Source organism: Solimonas sp. K1W22B-7, assembly GCF_003428335.1.
Classification (GTDB): Bacteria; Pseudomonadota; Gammaproteobacteria; order Nevskiales; family Nevskiaceae; genus Solimonas_A.
Map to the genome: position 1 here is coordinate 3343465 of NZ_CP031704.1, position 16781 is coordinate 3360245.

At 64.2% G+C, this 16781-nt stretch carries 14 protein-coding genes; all 14 read right to left on the bottom strand.

Features of this window, described 5'->3' with window-relative positions:
* Positions 1-26 precede the first annotated feature (26 nt).
* The gene (locus tag D0B54_RS15005) at positions 27-881 is read right to left on the bottom strand and encodes an NAD-dependent epimerase/dehydratase family protein (protein WP_162932447.1); all 855 of its coding nucleotides are present in this window, start codon (positions 879-881) and stop codon (positions 27-29) included.
* Positions 878-1420: a dTDP-4-dehydrorhamnose 3,5-epimerase family protein gene (locus tag D0B54_RS15010; RefSeq protein ID WP_117292102.1), complete on the bottom strand. Its 543-nt coding sequence runs from the start codon at positions 1418-1420 to the stop codon at positions 878-880. Before D0B54_RS15010 ends, D0B54_RS15005 begins: the two co-directional genes overlap by 4 nt.
* A gap of 21 nt (positions 1421-1441) precedes the next feature.
* Positions 1442-2755 carry a lipopolysaccharide biosynthesis protein RfbH gene (gene rfbH / locus D0B54_RS15015; protein WP_117295270.1) on the bottom strand — a complete coding sequence of 438 codons (1314 nt, stop codon included), beginning with the start codon at positions 2753-2755 and terminating at the stop codon, positions 1442-1444.
* 4 nt (positions 2756-2759) lie between these two features.
* Complete coding sequence (gene rfbG / locus D0B54_RS15020) at positions 2760-3848, bottom strand: CDP-glucose 4,6-dehydratase (RefSeq protein WP_117292103.1); 1089 nt, start codon at positions 3846-3848, stop codon at positions 2760-2762.
* A gap of 8 nt (positions 3849-3856) precedes the next feature.
* Entirely contained in the window at positions 3857-4627 is a 771-nt protein-coding gene (gene rfbF, locus D0B54_RS15025) for a glucose-1-phosphate cytidylyltransferase (RefSeq protein WP_117292104.1), read from the bottom strand.
* A gap of 91 nt (positions 4628-4718) precedes the next feature.
* Positions 4719-5798 carry an FAD-binding oxidoreductase gene (locus D0B54_RS15030; RefSeq protein ID WP_117292105.1) on the bottom strand — a complete coding sequence of 360 codons (1080 nt, stop codon included), beginning with the start codon at positions 5796-5798 and terminating at the stop codon, positions 4719-4721.
* A gap of 28 nt (positions 5799-5826) precedes the next feature.
* Positions 5827-6615, bottom strand: a complete 789-nt coding sequence (locus D0B54_RS15035) for a capsular biosynthesis protein (RefSeq protein ID WP_117292106.1) — start codon at positions 6613-6615, stop codon at positions 5827-5829.
* Positions 6616-6620: 5 nt separating this feature from the next.
* On the bottom strand, positions 6621-8216 hold the full coding sequence (locus D0B54_RS15040) for a phosphotransferase (RefSeq protein ID WP_117292107.1): 1596 nt from the start codon (positions 8214-8216) through the stop codon (positions 6621-6623).
* The gene (locus D0B54_RS15045) at positions 8210-8590 is read right to left on the bottom strand and encodes an HAD hydrolase family protein (RefSeq protein ID WP_117292108.1); all 381 of its coding nucleotides are present in this window, start codon (positions 8588-8590) and stop codon (positions 8210-8212) included. The genes D0B54_RS15040 and D0B54_RS15045 overlap by 7 nt, the downstream gene beginning before the upstream one ends.
* Complete coding sequence (locus tag D0B54_RS15050; protein WP_117292109.1) at positions 8587-9672, bottom strand: glycosyltransferase; 1086 nt, start codon at positions 9670-9672, stop codon at positions 8587-8589. Before D0B54_RS15050 ends, D0B54_RS15045 begins: the two co-directional genes overlap by 4 nt.
* A gap of 41 nt (positions 9673-9713) precedes the next feature.
* Entirely contained in the window at positions 9714-11714 is a 2001-nt protein-coding gene (locus D0B54_RS15055; RefSeq protein WP_162932448.1) for an acyltransferase family protein, read from the bottom strand.
* Between the two features lie 43 nt (positions 11715-11757).
* Positions 11758-12990, bottom strand: coding sequence for a glycosyltransferase family 4 protein (locus tag D0B54_RS15060; protein ID WP_117292111.1), 1233 nt, complete (start codon positions 12988-12990; stop codon positions 11758-11760).
* 42 nt (positions 12991-13032) lie between these two features.
* Positions 13033-15297, bottom strand: a complete 2265-nt coding sequence (locus D0B54_RS15065; protein ID WP_117292112.1) for a polysaccharide biosynthesis tyrosine autokinase — start codon at positions 15295-15297, stop codon at positions 13033-13035.
* Complete coding sequence (locus D0B54_RS15070) at positions 15294-16478, bottom strand: hypothetical protein (protein ID WP_162932449.1); 1185 nt, start codon at positions 16476-16478, stop codon at positions 15294-15296. Before D0B54_RS15070 ends, D0B54_RS15065 begins: the two co-directional genes overlap by 4 nt.
* Between the last annotated feature and the right edge of the window lie 303 nt (positions 16479-16781).

Consider the following 16781-nt stretch of genomic DNA (forward strand, 5'->3'; position numbering starts at 1 on the left):
TCCTTGCTGCGTACCGCTGCCTTGCCTCAGGAAACTTCAATCTCGTCTCCGAGAATCTGGGGCACGAACCGCATCACTTCATTGGCTCGATACGGCAGCGCACCCACCCGCAGTTCTCCGGTAGCACCCCACTGCCGCCACCAGTGCTCCGCAAACTCGCGCATGGAGACTGGGTGTCCCGCGCCGACATTGCGCACGAACGGCTGGGCGGAACTCATGTCGGCACGTCCGGCGGCATGCAGAAACGCGCGGGCAACCATCTCTACCGGAACATAGTCCCGCACCTGCTCTCCCGGCGTCATGTCGAAGTCCCTGCCGCTTTCCGCGGCCTCCTTCAGCGCTGGCCAGAAGTTCGCTGCGAATTGTCCTTCTCCGAACGCGGAGAAGATGCGCAGGTAGCACAGCTCCATGCCATGCTCGATCGCGAACGCATGTGCTGCGGTGAACGCTGCCGCCTTCGATGCCGCGTAACCATAGGTCGGCAGCAGCGGCGCATCGGGCGGGATCGGGTCATAGTGATCGGCGGCTCGTCCGTATTCGGCAAACGTGCCGGCCATCACCACCCGCTTCACCCCCGCGGCATGGGCCTGCTCCAGCATCCGCAGCGTCGCCGAGACGTTCCAGTACATCATCTCCTGCCACGTGGCCTTCTGCGGGCTCACGCCCACCGAGGCCAGGTGCACCAGCGCCGTGCAGCCGCGGAAGTCCTCGGGCGTCAGCTGGTCGAACGGCGTCTCGCGCCAGAGCGGTTCAGCCACCATCGCCAGCTTCGGCCGGCTGCCGGGTCTTCGCAGTGCCACCACTTCGCGACCGCTCTCCAGCGCCTGCCTGAGCAGGTGGGACCCGATGAACCCCGTGCCGCCGGTGAGGAACAGGCTCATGAGTGGAAAGGCGACAGGTAGTCGGCGAACGCCTGGAAGGCGCGGTCGCGGTCCGAAATCACCGGCTCGCCCACCGGCCATGCGAAGCCGAAGCTGTCCCAGCGCACGCCGGCGTCATGGTTCGGCGCATGTTCGGAAGTGACGTTGTAGACCAGCAGCGCGGGCGCCTGGGTCGCGACGAAGCCATGCGCTACGCCGGACGGAATGTAGACCATGTGACCGGACTCGGCGCTCAGGGACAGCGATACGTGCCCGCCATAGCTCTCCAAGCCCTTGCGCAGGTCCAGCAGGACATCGGTCACCGCGCCCGACGCGCAGTACACCAGCTTGGCGTGGTCGTGCGGCGGTGTCTGGAAGTGCATGCCCCGGATCACCCCGGGCGCTGAGGTCGAGTAGTACTGCTCGCAGAAATCACCGCGCAAGCCCTTCGCCTCGAGCACGGACCGCATGAAGGTCTTGACGAAGCGGCCGCGGGCATCCTGGAAAACCCGGGGTTCCAGCAGGTAGCAGCCCGGCAGGGACAATTCGGTGAACAGCATTGGCAGGCTCCGTCCCGTTACCTAGAACCCGATACCGAGGAAGGTCTCGATCTGCGAAGCCAGATAATCCAGGCGAGGTTCGTCCAGCGCCGGGAAGACGCCCACCCAGAAGGTGTGATTCATGGTGACGTCTGTGCGCGTCAGGTCGCCAACCACGCGATAGTTCCGGCCGATCATGTAAGGCTGGCGCGTCAGGTTGCCGGCGAACAGCAGGCGGGTGCCGATCTTGTTCTGGTCCAGGTACTGCGTCAGGTTGAGGCGGCTGACCCCCGACTCCGGGCGGATCGTAATAGGGAACCCGAACCAGGAGGGTTCGGACTTCGGCGTGGCCTCGGGCAGCATCAGGAACTCCTCGCAGCTCTTCAGTCTGTCCTTGAGATAGGCGAAGTTTTCGCGACGGATGCGGATGAAGTCCTCGAGCCGGTCCATCTGCGCCAGTGCACAGGCGGCCTGCATGTCGGTAATCTTGAGGTTGTAGCCCAGGTGAGAATAGGTGTACTTGTGATCGTACCCTTCGGGCAGGCTGCCGAGCTTCCAGCAGAAGCGCTTGTTGCAGGTGTTGTCCTTGCCCGGCGGGCAGTAGCAGTCGCGGCCCCAGTCGCGGAACGATTCGGCGATCAGCTTGAGTTCGGGATTGTTGGTGAACACGGCCCCGCCCTCGCCCATCGTGATGTGATGCGCCGGGTAGAAGCTCACCGTACCGATGTCGCCGAAGGTGCCGACCGCGCGGCCATCGTAGGTGGCGCCCAGGGCGTCGCAGCAGTCTTCCACCAGCCAGAGCCCGTACTTCTTGCACAGCGCGGTCACGACATCGAGGTTGAAGGGATTGCCCAGCGTATGGGCCAGCATGATGGCCTTGGTCTTGGGCGTGATCGCAGCTTCGATCAGGCTCGCATCGATGTTGTGGGTCGCCAGGTCGACGTCCACGAACACCGGCACCGCGCCGAACTGCAGGATCGGATTCACGGTGGTGGGGAAACCTGCGGCCACGCCGATCACCTCGTCGCCCGGCTTGATCGCACGGGAGCCGAGCTTGGGCGAAGTCAGGGTGGAGAACGCTACCAGATTCGCCGAAGAGCCGGAATTCGCCGTGATCAAATGCTTGACCCCGATGAACTGCGCCAGGCGCTGCTCGAACGCCTCGTTGAATCGGCCCGTCGTCAACCAGCCGTCGAGGCTGGCCTCGACCATGTTCTTCAACTCCCCGCTGCCGATCACCTTGCCCGAAGGCGGGATCACGGTCTGCCCCGGAACGAAAGGAGCAGGAGCCATGGCAATCCTGGCGTATTGATCGACCAGAGCCAGAATCTGGCTGCGCAGGTCGTCTTTGGTGATGGTGCTAGTGTCCATGCTGTAAGTACTCGTCAATTTGCTGGTTGCAGATTCGGCTCACGTCCTCGCCCGCGAGGTGAGCCTTGTGCCAGTCGATGATGCGATCGATGGCGGTTTCCAGAGACCACCGCGGACGCCATCCCAGGCGCGCATGCGCCTTGGAACAGTCCAGCTTGAGGTGGGCCGCTTCGTGAGGCTGCGGTGCGCCGTCGAAAGTCCAGGAAGCACCGGCACCCCAGCGCTCGGTCATGCGCTGCGCGATCCATTCGACCGGGCGCGCGTCGGACTCTTCCGGGCCGAAATTCCAGCCCTCTGCGAAGGCCGGGCCGTCGCGATGCAGGCGCTCGGCCAATACCAGGTATCCGCCGAGGGGCTCGAGCACATGCTGCCAGGGACGAACCGACGCGGGATTGCGGATGTGCACGCTGCGGCCCTCGCCAATGGCACGGACACAGTCCGGGATCAACCGATCGGCCGCCCAGTCACCGCCGCCGATCACGTTGCCGGCTCGGCCAGTGCCCAAGGCCACTCGGTGCTCGGCATGATGTGCAGGATTGAAGTAAGACTTGCGGAACGCAGAGGTGACCAGCTCCGAGCAGCCCTTGCTGTTGCTGTAGGGGTCGTAGCCGCCCATGGGTTCGTCCTCACGATACCCCCACAGCCACTCGCGGTTCTCGTAACACTTGTCGCTGGTGACATTGACGACCACCCGCACCGACTCGCACCGCCGTACGGAATCCAGCAGGTGGACCGTGCCCATCACGTTGGTCGCGTAGGTTTCCACCGGAAAGGCATAGGAGTGCCGCACCAGCGGCTGCGCCGCCATGTGGATGATGATTTCCGGCTGCGCGCTGCGGATCGCCGCGTCGAATTCCTCCCGGTTACGCACGTCTGCGATCACCGAGCGCATGCCGCGCGCCACCTTGGCTTCGTCGAACAGGCTCGGGGTGGTTTCCGGCGCGAGTGCGAACCCGGTCAGATCGGCACCCATGCGCTGGAGCCAAAGGGATAGCCAGCTACCCTTGAACCCGGTATGCCCAGTCAGTAATACCTTGCGGCCGGCCCAGAAAGCCGGATCGGGAATCGCGGAACGCATCTTTGCTCCTACCACTTTTTCCATTGCGCCTTTCCGCTTTGCCACTGTTCCTCGAGCTGCTGCTTGTCGCGCAGGGTATCCATGGGTTGCCAGAAGCCCTGGTGCTTGTAAGCCATCAGTTCCCCTTCGGCGGCAAGGCGCTCCAGCGGCTGGCGCTCCCAGATCGTCTCGTCCTTCTCGACATAGTCGATGACCTTGGGGGAAAGCACGAAGAACCCGCCATTGATCCAGCCACCGTCGCCAGAGGGCTTCTCCTGGAACGAGCGGATCGCATCACCGTCCAGACCCAGTGCGCCGAAGCGGCCCGGCGGCTGCGTGGCGGTCATCGTCGCGAGCTTGCCGTGAGCGGCATGGAACTTCAGCGTAGCGCCGATATCGATGTCGCCGACTCCGTCACCGTAGGTGAAACAGAAGGCGTCTTCATCCTTCAGGTAGGGCTGCACGCGCTTGAGACGGCCTCCCGTCATCGTCGCGTCGCCCGTATCCACCAGGGTCACGCGCCAGGGTTCGGCGGCGTTGCTGTGGACTTCCATCTTGTTGGAGCCCATGTCGAAGGTCACGTCGGACATGTGCAGGAAGTAGTTGGCGAAATACTCCTTGATGACATAGCCCTTGTAACCCAGGCAAATGACGAAGTCCTTGATTCCATGGGCAGAGTAAATCTTCATGATGTGCCACAGGATCGGCTTGCCGCCGATCTCGACCATCGGTTTGGGGCGCACCGAGGTTTCCTCGCTGAGGCGCGTACCGAGGCCACCGGCCAGAATGACAGCTTTCATAAATCTTTTTCCTGTTGTCGAACCGCTTTTTGTCAGTTGCCAAATCCTGCGCCGGCGCAAATCCCATGGGCGGGCCAGTTCCTACGCCGCCTCAGGAGGCCGTAAAAGAATCAGAGTAAAAAAAGTCCTCGCCCAAACCGGCCGCCAAAGCCTGGGTACGCGCGCCCTCGATCATGGCCGGATTGCCGCAGGCGAACACCTGTGCGCCATCCAAAGCGGCGTGATCGCGGCGCATATGGTCCTGAACGTGGCCAGTGTCTTCCTCACGCGAAAACACCAGGGTCAGTCGCATACCCCGCTGCAGGGACAGGTCGGCCAGTTGCTCGGCCAGATAGGCATCTTTCCTGAAGCGGTTTCCCCAGTAAACCCAGACCTCGCCCAACGCGGCCCGCTGCTTTTCGGAAGCCGCCGCAAGGATAGCGTAGACCGGAGCAATGCCCGTGCCGGTTGCCAAAAAAACCGATCGGTCAACGGAGCGATTTTCGCGCTGGAAAAAGTGGCCTTGTGGCCCCTCAAGCTGCAGGAGATCGCCGATCACGGCCCGCGCGAACAGCCAGTCGCTGAAGGCACCCTTCTCCACTCTCCGAATATGCATTCGCAGCATTCCGTCCGGCTGCGGCCCCGCCGACAGGGAATAGCTGCGCAGTGTGCCCTCGCTGTTGGTCAGCCGCACGAACTGGCCAGGAAGAAAGGCAATGCGGTTGGCTGGCGGCAACCGCAGCGTCAGTTGCATGACGTCGGAGCCCAGCAACTCCAGACCCTGAACCTTGGCCGGTGATCGCAGGACGCGGATACCCTCCAGTTCAGGGATATAGGGAATCCGCAGGGATAGCGGCGAGCACGCCACCGCATTGCAGGTCAGCAGCGACCCCATCTGCCAGAGCGGCCGGCCCTTATCCAGCGCCGCAGCCTCTCCCTCAAGGAGCTTGACCCCGCATTGGCCGCAGTCGCCGCGACGGCAGGAATAGCTGACGGGCGCCTTGTTGGCCAGGAGTTGGTCCAGCAAGGACGACGCCGGGTCGCCGTCGAAGCTCAGCCGGGCATCGCCGTGCTGGATATTGATCTGGTTGCTCACGCTGTACATGACTTTGATTCGGAAGGATTTTCCGGACGCCGCGATCATCAGTGCGCAATTAGGGAGAGAACCCTGCGCTTGGAACGCGAATGACATCGGGCCTCAACGGCTTTGTTCCTCGCGGTCAACTCTCCAAAGTACGCAATTGCGCGGCATGCCGGACAAGCGCCGACGGCGGGGTATTTTGCAGTGCAACATACTCGCTGGGAACCCCACAGAAAATCACGTCCTGGACAGGTACGATTTCCAGACGGATATCGCCCCCCCCGGCGATCAGATGGTTGTAGATCGGTGCGACGTACAACTCCCCCTTACCGCTCCCGCCGGCGGCCGCATGCAGGGCCACTTCCGCGGCATAGGCCCGGCGAAAGACCGCGGCGCTACCGAAGTGGTAGAGACCCGTGCAACAGTACTCGGACTCCTGCTTCTTTTCCGAGGTGCGGATCACGCGGTCGGAGCCCGGCGCCGTCGGCACCGCGTTGGACCAGTTCGCACCGGAGCCGATGAAACACTCCAGATAGCCATCGACTTTGCGCACGTCGAAGCCCGCCGGATAGCGGAAGCCGGGGCGGAAAGTGTCGACGTTGAAGATCACCACCGGCTCCTGGTCCGATACCGACGCCGCGGCCAGGCCCTGGTTGACGGTGTCGGCCTGACCCAGCGTCATTGCGGGCAGTTCCACTACCCTGCCCCGCCCCATGCCCAGCCGGTCCAGTTCGGTCCGGGCGAAAGCGGCGGCGCCATCGTCGCGCAGGCACACCACTACCAAGTCCTCGTCCCGGGCCACCTCCAGGAAACTGCCGACCGCGAGCGCGAACACGCTGCTGCCCTGCAGTTCGAGCCGATACTTAGGTACCGTGTATCCGGCGTCCAGGAAGCGCCGGCTGCGTCCGACCATGGGAATGACGATCATGAGATCTAGCTGAACTGGTAGCGGCGGTGAAGTTCGAGGGCGCGCCCTAGCAGGGCCAACTGGCGGCGCGGCTCGTCGTGGTGCAGCGGCAGCATCGACAGGAACAAGTGCACAGTAATCGCGGCGATCAGTGACTCCCCCCCGGCCTCGCCGACGGTTCCCAGGCAGATCTGGCGGAAACGCTCGATCACCGGCGCGGTGCGCGCCGGCAGTTCGCCGGCCGTACGCAGGCCGTTGGCTCCGGCGGCTTCGGCAGTCAGCAGGCCAGCGATGACGAAGTCATAGCCGCCGATGACCGAGTGGAACAGCTTGCCGAAGTCGTAGCGCAGGTCGCCATGGGGGCTGAGCTGACCGTCCGGATCGAGCCCGCGGGGGTCGATCACCTTGATGCGGCGTGCGCGGGCGTCGTACAGGATGTTGCTGAAGCAGAAGTCGCCGTGGAACAGGGTCAGCGGACTGGCCGGCGCGGCCTCGATCACCCTCTGGGCAGATTCGGCGACCGCCACCAGCGAGGGCATGGTCTGGCCGTCGACGGTGGTCGCGTGCTCCGGCCGCCAGCCGCTGTCGCGGGCGAAGTCTTCCAGCCGCGCCAGGGTCTTGGGCAGATACATGCGCTGCCAATCCGTGCGCTGCGAAGCCGGCGAGGCGTAGGCGCTGCACTCGGAAAGAAATTCGACGCAGCGGATGAAGATGGTGCCCCAGTCCTGCGGCGGCAGCCGCCCGAACACGTACAGATCGCTCAGTGGCAGCGAGTACAGGTACTCGATGTCGTAGAAGGTGTCGTCCGGCTCGGTGCCGCTGCTGCCGATCTGCGGGACGTAATGACGCATCGCCGGCGGCAGGCCACGGAACCACTCCAACTCGGCGCGGATCTTCTGCGGCTTCTCGCCGCGCTTGCGGATGTAGTGCCGCTCCACCCGCAGTTCGTTGAACACGCGCTCCGTGGTGTGGCTGGCGCGGCTGCGATAGTAAGCATTGACGTGCCCGCAGTCGGCCCAACTGCGCGTGCGGTAGACCCGTAGCGCGCCTTCGCTGTCGGCCTGGTAGCGGTTGACCAGGGCGATGAAGCCCATGCCTTCGGACAGCAACGAGCGGAACCTTGCCGCATCGGCAAAGGACATGTAGCCGGTCAGCACCGGGTCGCCGGGCTGGCAGTAGCGGTATTCGGCGGAGGCGAAGCGCTCGCCTTCGGCGGCCACGTAGGCACGCGGGTAGTAGCCGTCGTTGGCGGCGATCGCCACGACGTCGGGCTGGTCCAGCGGCAGGTCTCCCTGCAGGGTGTCGCCATGCAGGATTCGGATCGGCTCACCCGCCTGTGGCGGATGCAGGTCCAGGATCTGCAGCAGCGACTGCGCCAGCGAGCAGCCCGGATCGGTGCGCACCACGCTCACGCCCGCCGCCTCCAGCGCCGCCGCATCCTGACCCTCGATCTCGAAGTCCGCGGGCAGGCTCATCAGGATCGGCTCGCGCAGACCCGTGAGCGTCGCCAGCTGGCGCACGTAGAGCCGGCGATTGCCCAGCGGCAGGAAACTCGGCGGCAACTGCCCGAGCTCCGACACCAGTTCGGCCGGCACGTACGCCGCCGACGTCAGGATCAGCACCCCTCGCCTCCGCGCTTGAACAAGGCCTCGAGCTGCTCCGGCGACTTGCCGACGAACTCGTCGGGGCGCACGCAGCGGTCGTCGATATAGAAACCGTCGAATCCGCACCAGGGCTTGCCGACCAGCACCTCGTCGTGCGGGACCTCGTGGCGGGCCAGCCAATCGAGGATGGTCGGCAGCGTGTGGACGTTGATCTTGCCGACGTTGGTCTCGTAGGTCCGCATGTTGCGGCTGGTGAAGATCACAATCTCGTAGCCGCGCGCCTTGTACTCGCGCAGGCGCGCAACCAGCGGCAGGTTCGGCTCCTTGTCGGCATAGGACTTGTCCGATTCGACGGTGAGCGTGCCATCCAGGTCAACCACCAGGCGTTTCATTTGCTTCCCTCGGCGTTCTCGGCCGCCATGCGTTTTTCCCAGGCTTTCTGTACGCGCTCCATCGCCAGGCGCGCGGTCACCGTGCCTGCCGGCCCCGCGGCGACGGCCACGCGCAGCACCCGTATCTTGCGGTTGGCCGACATCAGCTGCGGGTAGCAGCCGTCGCCGAAGGCCAGCATGCGCCGCACCAGGGTGCGGTTGCCCTCGGCCAGGTTCTTGAAGCCGCGCAGCGCGATGTCGTGCTCGATGAAGGCCGCGGCCAGTCCCTCGCGGCTCAGCCCGGCGCGCGCCAGCAGCGCGTTCTCCACCGAGAACGTGGCGATGTACTCGTCGACCAGATGCTTGAGCGCACCGCTGTTGGCCTGCAGCGCGGCCTGGTTGTTGTTGTGCACGCGGTAGCGGAACAGCGGGCGATCCACGAAGTAGGCCTTGCCGGCCTGCCCCAGCAGGGCCCAGGCGAAGCGCTTGTCCGGATTGAACAGGCCGCCCTGCGAGTAGCTTTCCACCGCGTCGTGCAGGCCTTTCGGATAGCAGGTGGAGAGAAAGTAGAACGGCACGCGCATGGTCGACAGGCTGTTGCGCAGCAGCTGCGCGGCGTCCATCACGTAGACCGGCGCGTCCAGCAGCGCCGACAGCTCCGCGTCCTGCTGCGCGCCTTTCCACTGTTTCCAGTCGATGCGCTGTTCGCCGGTGGGCTGGCCGTCGGAATCGACGATGGTGGTGGCGCTGCTGACGATGCTGGTCGCGGCGGCGTCCCCCAGGTGCGCGAACAGGCGCTGGTAGGCCTGCAGCGCGTCGGCATTCATCAGGTCGTCGGAGGACAGCATGATCATGTAGCGGGCGCTGGCCATGGCGGCGGCCTTGGCCAGGTTGCCGGCAAAGCCGACGTTGCAGCGGTTGATGCGCAGCTGGATTCGCGGATCGCGCGCCTGGTAGCCGCGCACGACCTCGACCGAGCCGTCGGTGCTGGCATTGTCCGAGACCAGGACTTCGAAATCCCTGAACTCCTGCGCGAGCACGCTTTCAAGGGTGATGCCCAGGTAGCGCTCGTAATTGAAGTTCGGTATGCAGATGCTGAACATGGTTCGTGGATCTGGCTGAAAGGTTTTCGGGGAGAGGACCGTTACTTCAGGTAGGGCTCGAGCAGCCGCATGACGCGCGCGGCGCCGGCGAGGCTCAGGTGATGGTCGTCGAAGTACATGGCCTGGCCATCGATCACCGCGTAGCAGCGCGTGGCATCGCACAGCTGGGTGGTGGGATCGACTGGGACCAGGCGGTCGCTCCAGGGCAGCTGCCGGAACTTCCCGAGGATGAAGGCATTACGCGCGCGGTAGTAATCCATCGACGTGCCGACCGTGTAGTCGGCGGCGCCGTGGTTGCCGGCCCAGACCTTCTCCTCGATCGAACGGTCGAGTTCGGGAATCGGCAGGATCACGAAGACCCGCTTGCCGGCGCCCTGCAGTCGCTCCAGGACCGCCTGGAAGCTGGCCCAGTAGGCATCCATGGATTGCTCCGGCGTCATGCCCGGGAGACGGAAAAGGATGTGGGTCGGAATCCGCGGATAGGACTGCGTCTGTTCGCCGAACAGCGCCGACGTATAGCGATAGGCGACCAGCACGTTCTGGACGCTCTTGTCCGTCTCGATGCGCTCCACCGCTTTGTGCAGCCACTCCGTGCATTCGGCCTGATAGGTGAAGGCTGGCGGACAGCCGCTGTAGCTCAGTTGCAGCAGGCCCTGGTCCAGCGACTCCAGCCGCTGTGCCAGCGCGTAGGCCGGCTCGGTGACATGGCTGTTGCCCAGCGCCGCCCAGGTCACCGGCTCCTTGAAGTAGGTGCATGCGAGCTTCGGATCCAGGTAGCGGGGTCCGTCGGTATGGCAGGCCATGCGCTTGGGACTGGACTTGGCGCTGGCCATCACCGCCCTCGCCTGCGGGTCGAAGCGCGAACTGAAGCCCTTGCTCAAGTAACCGGCCATGCCGATGGCGATGGCCACCGCCGTGCCCACGCCCGCGGCCGTGAAGATGTAGCGCGTGGAGAACTTCCGGCGATCACGGAACGGCGTCTCGACGAAGCGCCAGGAGATGTAGGCCAGGCCCAGCGACAAGGCCACCGCGCCCAGCCTGATCGCCAGCGAGTGCAGGTCTGCCTCGTACAGCCGCAGGAAGGCCAGCACCGGCTGGTGCCACAGGTAGGCGCTGTAGGAGACCAGGCCGATCCCGACCATCGGCCGCAGCGACAGGATGCGCGCCGCCAGCGTGCCCTGCCGCGCGAACGCCAGCACCAGGACCGAGCCCAGCACCGGCGCCAGCGAAACCAGGCTGGGGAACGGCGTCTCGGCACCGAAATAGTGGATCGAGGCCAGTATCAGCACCAGGCCGAACAGGGACAGGGCGTTGCCGGCCAGCGGCGGCAGGGGCCGGCTTGTACCAGAGATCCCGGCGAAGGCGATCAGCGACCCCGCCAGCAACTGCCAGACGCGCGTCGGCGCAAGGTAGAACACCCCGCTGGCATCGCGCGCTGCGCCCCAGATGCCGAGGGCGAAAGAGCCCACCGCCAGAAAGGCCAGTGTCGCCACCAGGCGACGGCTACCGTAACGCCACAGCAGCGCCAGCAGCAACGGGAAGAAGATGTAGTACTGCTCCTCGACGCCGAGGCTCCAGGTATGCAGCAACGGCTTCTCTTCCGACAGCGTCGAGAAATAACCGCTGCTGAGCCAGAAATAGATATTCGACGCGAACGCGGAGGTGGCAACAACGCTCTGCGAGAAGCCTTTCATCTGCGAAGGCGTCATCAACGCCCACGCGAATGGCAGGCAGCACAGCAGCACGAAGAACAGGGCCGGCAGGATGCGACGCGCGCGGCGCTCATAGAAGCGCAGCAGCGAATAGGCGCCGCGCTGGTGCTCGCCGATCAGGATCGAGGTGATCAGGTAGCCGCTAATCACAAAGAACACATCGACGCCGATGTAGCCGCCGTTGAAGCCCCGCAGCTTGGCGTGGAACAGGATGACGGCCATCACCGCGATCGCCCGCAGCCCATCGACCTCCGGCCGGTAGGACAGGTGCGACGATGCACCATCCGCCGGAGTCCTGGCGACACTGGCGAAGGTTCCTTCGGGGCTCATGCGCGGTGGTTCGTCAAGCAAGGTTGTCGGTGGCGCGGGCCGGCTAGGCCATGACCCGGGCCAGGCTGCGGACATAGCCGGAGGCCGGCCGCCGCTGCTGTTGGCCATAGATCGCCGCCAGCTTCTCGCAGGTGCGGCGGATGTCGAAATGCTCGTGGACGTGCTGGCGCGCCGCCGCACCCATCCTGCGGGTACGCTCCGGGTCCTGCGCCAGTTCGCACATCGCCGCAGCCATCGCCTCCGGCTCGTTGGGCGGCACCAGCAACCCGGTTTCGCCGTCGCGAATGACCTCGGTAGAGGCGCCGCCGCGCACGGCGACCAGGCCGCGCCCGGCCGCGGATGCCTCGACGAAGACACGGCCGAAGGACTCGAACTCCGCCGCGTGCACGACGATGTCGATGGAGCGCATCAGCTGCACCACGTCGTCCTGGTAGCCGCGGAAGCTGAGGCGCTCACCCAGGCCCAGCTCCTGGCACAACGCGACCAGCGACTGGTAGTACTCGCGGGCTTCGGCGCTGGACGTCTCGGAAGGGATTTCGCCGAAGATCGACAGTTCAGCGCGGGGCAGGCGCGCGGCGACCAGGGCCGCAGCGCGAATGAACAGTTCGTGCCGCTTCCAGGTCGAGGACACGTTCGCGACCAGGCCGAAGCGGATCTTGTCCCCTTCCAGCGGCTGCTCGCGGATCGCTGCGAAACGCCCGAAATCGAAGCCGTTGTGGATCACCGAGGCGCCCTGGGCACTGTCGCGTCCGAACAGGCCGCGGAACGCCGAGTGCGAGTTGGCCACGACGTAGCCCGAGCGCTGGAAACGCCGGGCCGCCAGGCCCACCGTGTCGCCGGCGAGACGGTGCAGCTGTCCCTTGCCGATCATTTCGCGGATATGCCAGACATGCGGCAGGCCCAGGCGCATCGCGGCCAGCGCCCCGTCGGGCGCCAGCGCGGTGGAGGAATGGATCAGATCGATCCCCAGTTCGCGGCACAGCTCCATCAACCGCGAGCTGGAGCGGTAGAGCGCACCGGTATGCGCCAGCTGGTAGGCCTCGATCAGCGGGCGTTCCAGCAGCGGCTTGCGATCGCGCTTGTTCCAGAAGTACATCGGGCCAAAGTACACCGGCACCGGCGAGCGCCGCCGCAGTTCCTCCTGCGCCTCCCGGGAGACCCGGGAGCTGCAGTAGATGAATGACTCGACGCCGTAAGGCACCAGCCCTCCAATGAGGTCGAGGGTACTCAGCGACGCCCCTCCGATACCTCCGTTGAGGACGTGCAGTACCTTCATTGCCCCGCCCTTCCGGTAGTACAGCCGCCGGAGCCTGCCCGGCTACTTCTCATTGGACTTGTACCCGTAGGAGTAGTAGTAGCCGTACTTACCATAAGCGTAGTAACCGTAGTAGCCACGGCTGCGGCCGACCTGGTTGATGACCAGCCCGTTGACACGCACACCCACCTGGGCGAGCCGCTTGACGCTTTCGGTGATCTCGCGGCCGGAGTGCTGTGCGGCCTTGAACACCAGCAGCGTGCCACCGACAACCCGGCCGATGATGCCTGCGTCGGTGACCGCCAGAATCGGTCCAGTATCGACCAGCACCATGTCGGCCTGCGCCTCCGCCTCGGCGATCAGCTGGATGAAGCGCGGCGACATCAGCAGTTCCGAGGGATTGGGGGGCACCTCTCCCGTGCTGATGATCGAGAGACCAGAAACGCTGGTGGGCTGGAGAACCTCTTCGATGCCGGCGCCGAGGACATAGTTGGACAAGCCCTTGCCTCGGTCCAGGCCGTAGTAGTTATGGATCGTGCCGCGGCGAAGATCGGCGTCGATGAGGATCACCTTCATCGGCACCTGCGCCAGTACCGCCGCCAGGTTGGCCGTCACGAACGATTTGCCAATACCCGGCGTAGGGCCCGTGAACATGATGCTCTTGCGGCCCGACTCGAAGACGCTGAAGTGCAATGTCGTGCGCAGGCTGCGGATCGACTCGGCCGCCGGGTCGTGCGGCGAGGTCACGACCAGCAACTGGCCTTCGCCGCCACTCTTGTCGCGCAGGCGGATCATCTTCTGCTGGGCAGGAGAGTAAGGCACCGTGGCATAAGCCGGAACGCCGGCGAAACGCTCGATTGCCGCAGGGTCATGCTCGGCCTGGTCCATCAGCTGCATCAGGATCAGCACCATCAGGCCAATCGCCAGTCCGGCGATGACGCCGGCAACGATAGCGAACAGCGGCTGAGGCTTGAACGGCCCGCCCGGCACCGACGCCTCGTTGATAATGCGTACGTTGCCCAGCGTACCCGCCTCCGCCACTTCAAGCTGCTGCATGTTGTTCAGCATGGTGGTATAGAGGCTGGTGTTGACCTCAACCTCACGGCGAAGGCTCAGCAACTCCTGCTGGGTCTCGGGCATCTTTGCGATTGCCTGCTGCACGCGCTCTGATTGCTCGGAAAGCCGCGCGGACTGAATATCCAGAGCCTTCACCGAAGGGTGAACCGCCGTCAACGTCAGTAACAATTCCGCGCGCTTCTGCAGGACCTCGTTTCGCTTGCGTTCGATGTCCGCCGACTCGGTGAGGACGAAATCCGTTTCCTTGTCGAGATCGATGGACGAATTGCGCAGACGGTAGCCATTCAACGCCCCTTCTGCCGCCTCCACCTTCGCCTTGATTCCAGGCAGTTGGGTCTTGAGGAAGGCAAGGGTCTGCGCCGCTTCCGCGGAGCGCCGTTCGACGTTCTGGCGCAGATAGGCATTCGCAACGGCGTTGGCAAGCGCGGCCGCGCGCGGCCGGTCGCTGTCCTTGGCCGTAATTTCCACCACGCCGCTACCCTTGGGATCCTCGACTGCATCCAGCGTGCTCTTGAGTCGTCTGATCGCCGACAGCGTACTCAGTTTACGGAGCTGGAAATGCGCGCCTGAGGGGGCTTTCATGTCCGACACGAATACTCGCAACTCCCCGCCGGTGACCGGATCGAGCACCGCCGCCGCCGACTTCCCTACTTCGGCCTCCAGAATCACCAACTTCTCGCCCAGCAGGACGTTGTACTTGCCCGGCGCCACGACGTGGACCGTGAACGCCCGCTCCAGGTACGGTCTGGGCACGTCGAAAGTCGGAACAGTCAGTTCGGTTGCGCTCCAGACATAGCGGCGAAGGCCTGGAACCTGGGCGAATGCGGTGCCAAAAACGCTGTTGCGCCGCGCCAATGCTTCGCCGATCACCGGAAAATGGCGCGGGCTGACCACGATGTCCGCTTTCATGTCCGCCACCACACGGCTCAGGACCAGTTGCGAAGTCATGACCTCGATTTCCGCAAGCGTCTGGCCAAAGCCCATGACGCCCGCTCCCGCGTCGCCATAGGCCATCATCATCGCATTGGACTTGGTCTCGATCATCACCGTGGCGTTCGCCTTGTAGATAGGCTTGGCCAAGTAGAGATAAATCCACGCAAGAAACAACCCCGCCAGCAGGAAGAACACCAGCAGCATCCAGTTGGCAAACAGCGTCGCGGCCAGTTCCTTCGGGCCGAAGGACGATTCCTGCTGCTGGGGAACCGCGAAGGCTGGCTCAGTGATGGGGGTGGGGTCCTGGATCACGCTCATTGGATTGATGGCCTTGGATTGCTGAAAACTTGTTTTGATTGCCGCTGGAACTGCAGCACGGCGCCGCCGTAGATCACCAGCATCATCGCAATGACTCCGGCCGAGAAGCGCAGACCGTTGTGCGAAACGCCGTATGCGATGGGCGCCAGGGCGCAGAGCTTGAACCCCAGCCCCGGGCCCGCAGACAGCATCAGGTACCACAGCGTGCTGTACAGGATCAAGCCGAAAATGCCGTAGGCAAACAACAATGTCCCCACGGAGGAATGCAATTCACCGCCCAGCGAAGCCAGTTTTCCGCCATGCCGTCTGTTTTCGCCCTCCCCCGCGCCGAGCAGCAAATGCCCGGGATGCTCGACAATGCGGTCGTATCCGCGACCCTCGATCTGGTTGCTGAAAACCGCCGAGGTCTGCTTGTTTCGCGACTGGACTTCTTGTACCAAGCCGAGGGAGGCGATACCCCCTACGAGGCCAAAGCCGAGGAGAATCATTAGAAGCCCTGAGGAACCGCGTTTCCCGCTGTCCAGCATGGTGGCGAAGAAGACTACTGCGCAGCATGCAAGGCCCGCCCGGGATACGGTCAGCATGCAGATGAAGCAGGCCACTCCAATGGCCGTCCGGTTCCAGACCAGCGACCCGACACCCAACTTGCCCATCATGAAAAAGGCAATGCAGGTGGACAGGCAGAAGAATGCAAGCTGATTGGGATTGTTGAAAAGTCCGCTTTCCCTCGACGCGAGGTTGACGCCCTTGATCAGCAGCGAGAAAACAATCAGCAGCAGCGCAGCGCTGAACCCCCAGGCGGTGTAGCGCAAGAATGCGCGCAGGTCCGTCAGCACCATCGTGTAGATGAAGAAGCAAAGCAAAAGATTGTAAATCTGGAAGGAGGCGTACTGCAGTGGCTTGACGCTGGACAAGACTAAGGACCAGACGGCGTTCACGACGCATACATAGAGTGCGAACAACGCAAAGATCGTGCAGATGAAACGCCCCTTCGCAGCCAGGGCGCCACGGAGCTCGACCCAGCCCGGAAACATCGGGGCGGAGCCGCTCGACCGGCTCATGGCGAACGCACCCACGGCGGTCAAGAAAGCAAAATGTGACGGCTGCATGGTGCCGCTTCCCCAAACGTAGGCAGGAAGAATGGCCAGATGCAGAGCCCAGAAGAAAAGTGCTGCGTTCATGACTTACCGGCGACGGATAGTGCTTATGGCAGCGGCGCAATCAGCCCGGCAGGCGGCGAAGGCAATAGCCCCGGACGACGGCGCCCCAGGGGAGGCCGCGCTCCAGGTCACAATTTGAGCTGTTGCTGACATGAAAACAGGTTTCACAGGGTGCTGACAGAATTTTAAGTTTTTTGCGCTGCACTAAACTGCCCCCGAACGAGGGGGCTCCGGGGCCCGCACCGGACTCCCTTGAGCGCCCGGATACACCAATCGCCGCTCTCCCCTAGCAGGGATTACCCACCCTGGCGAACGACACCCGGC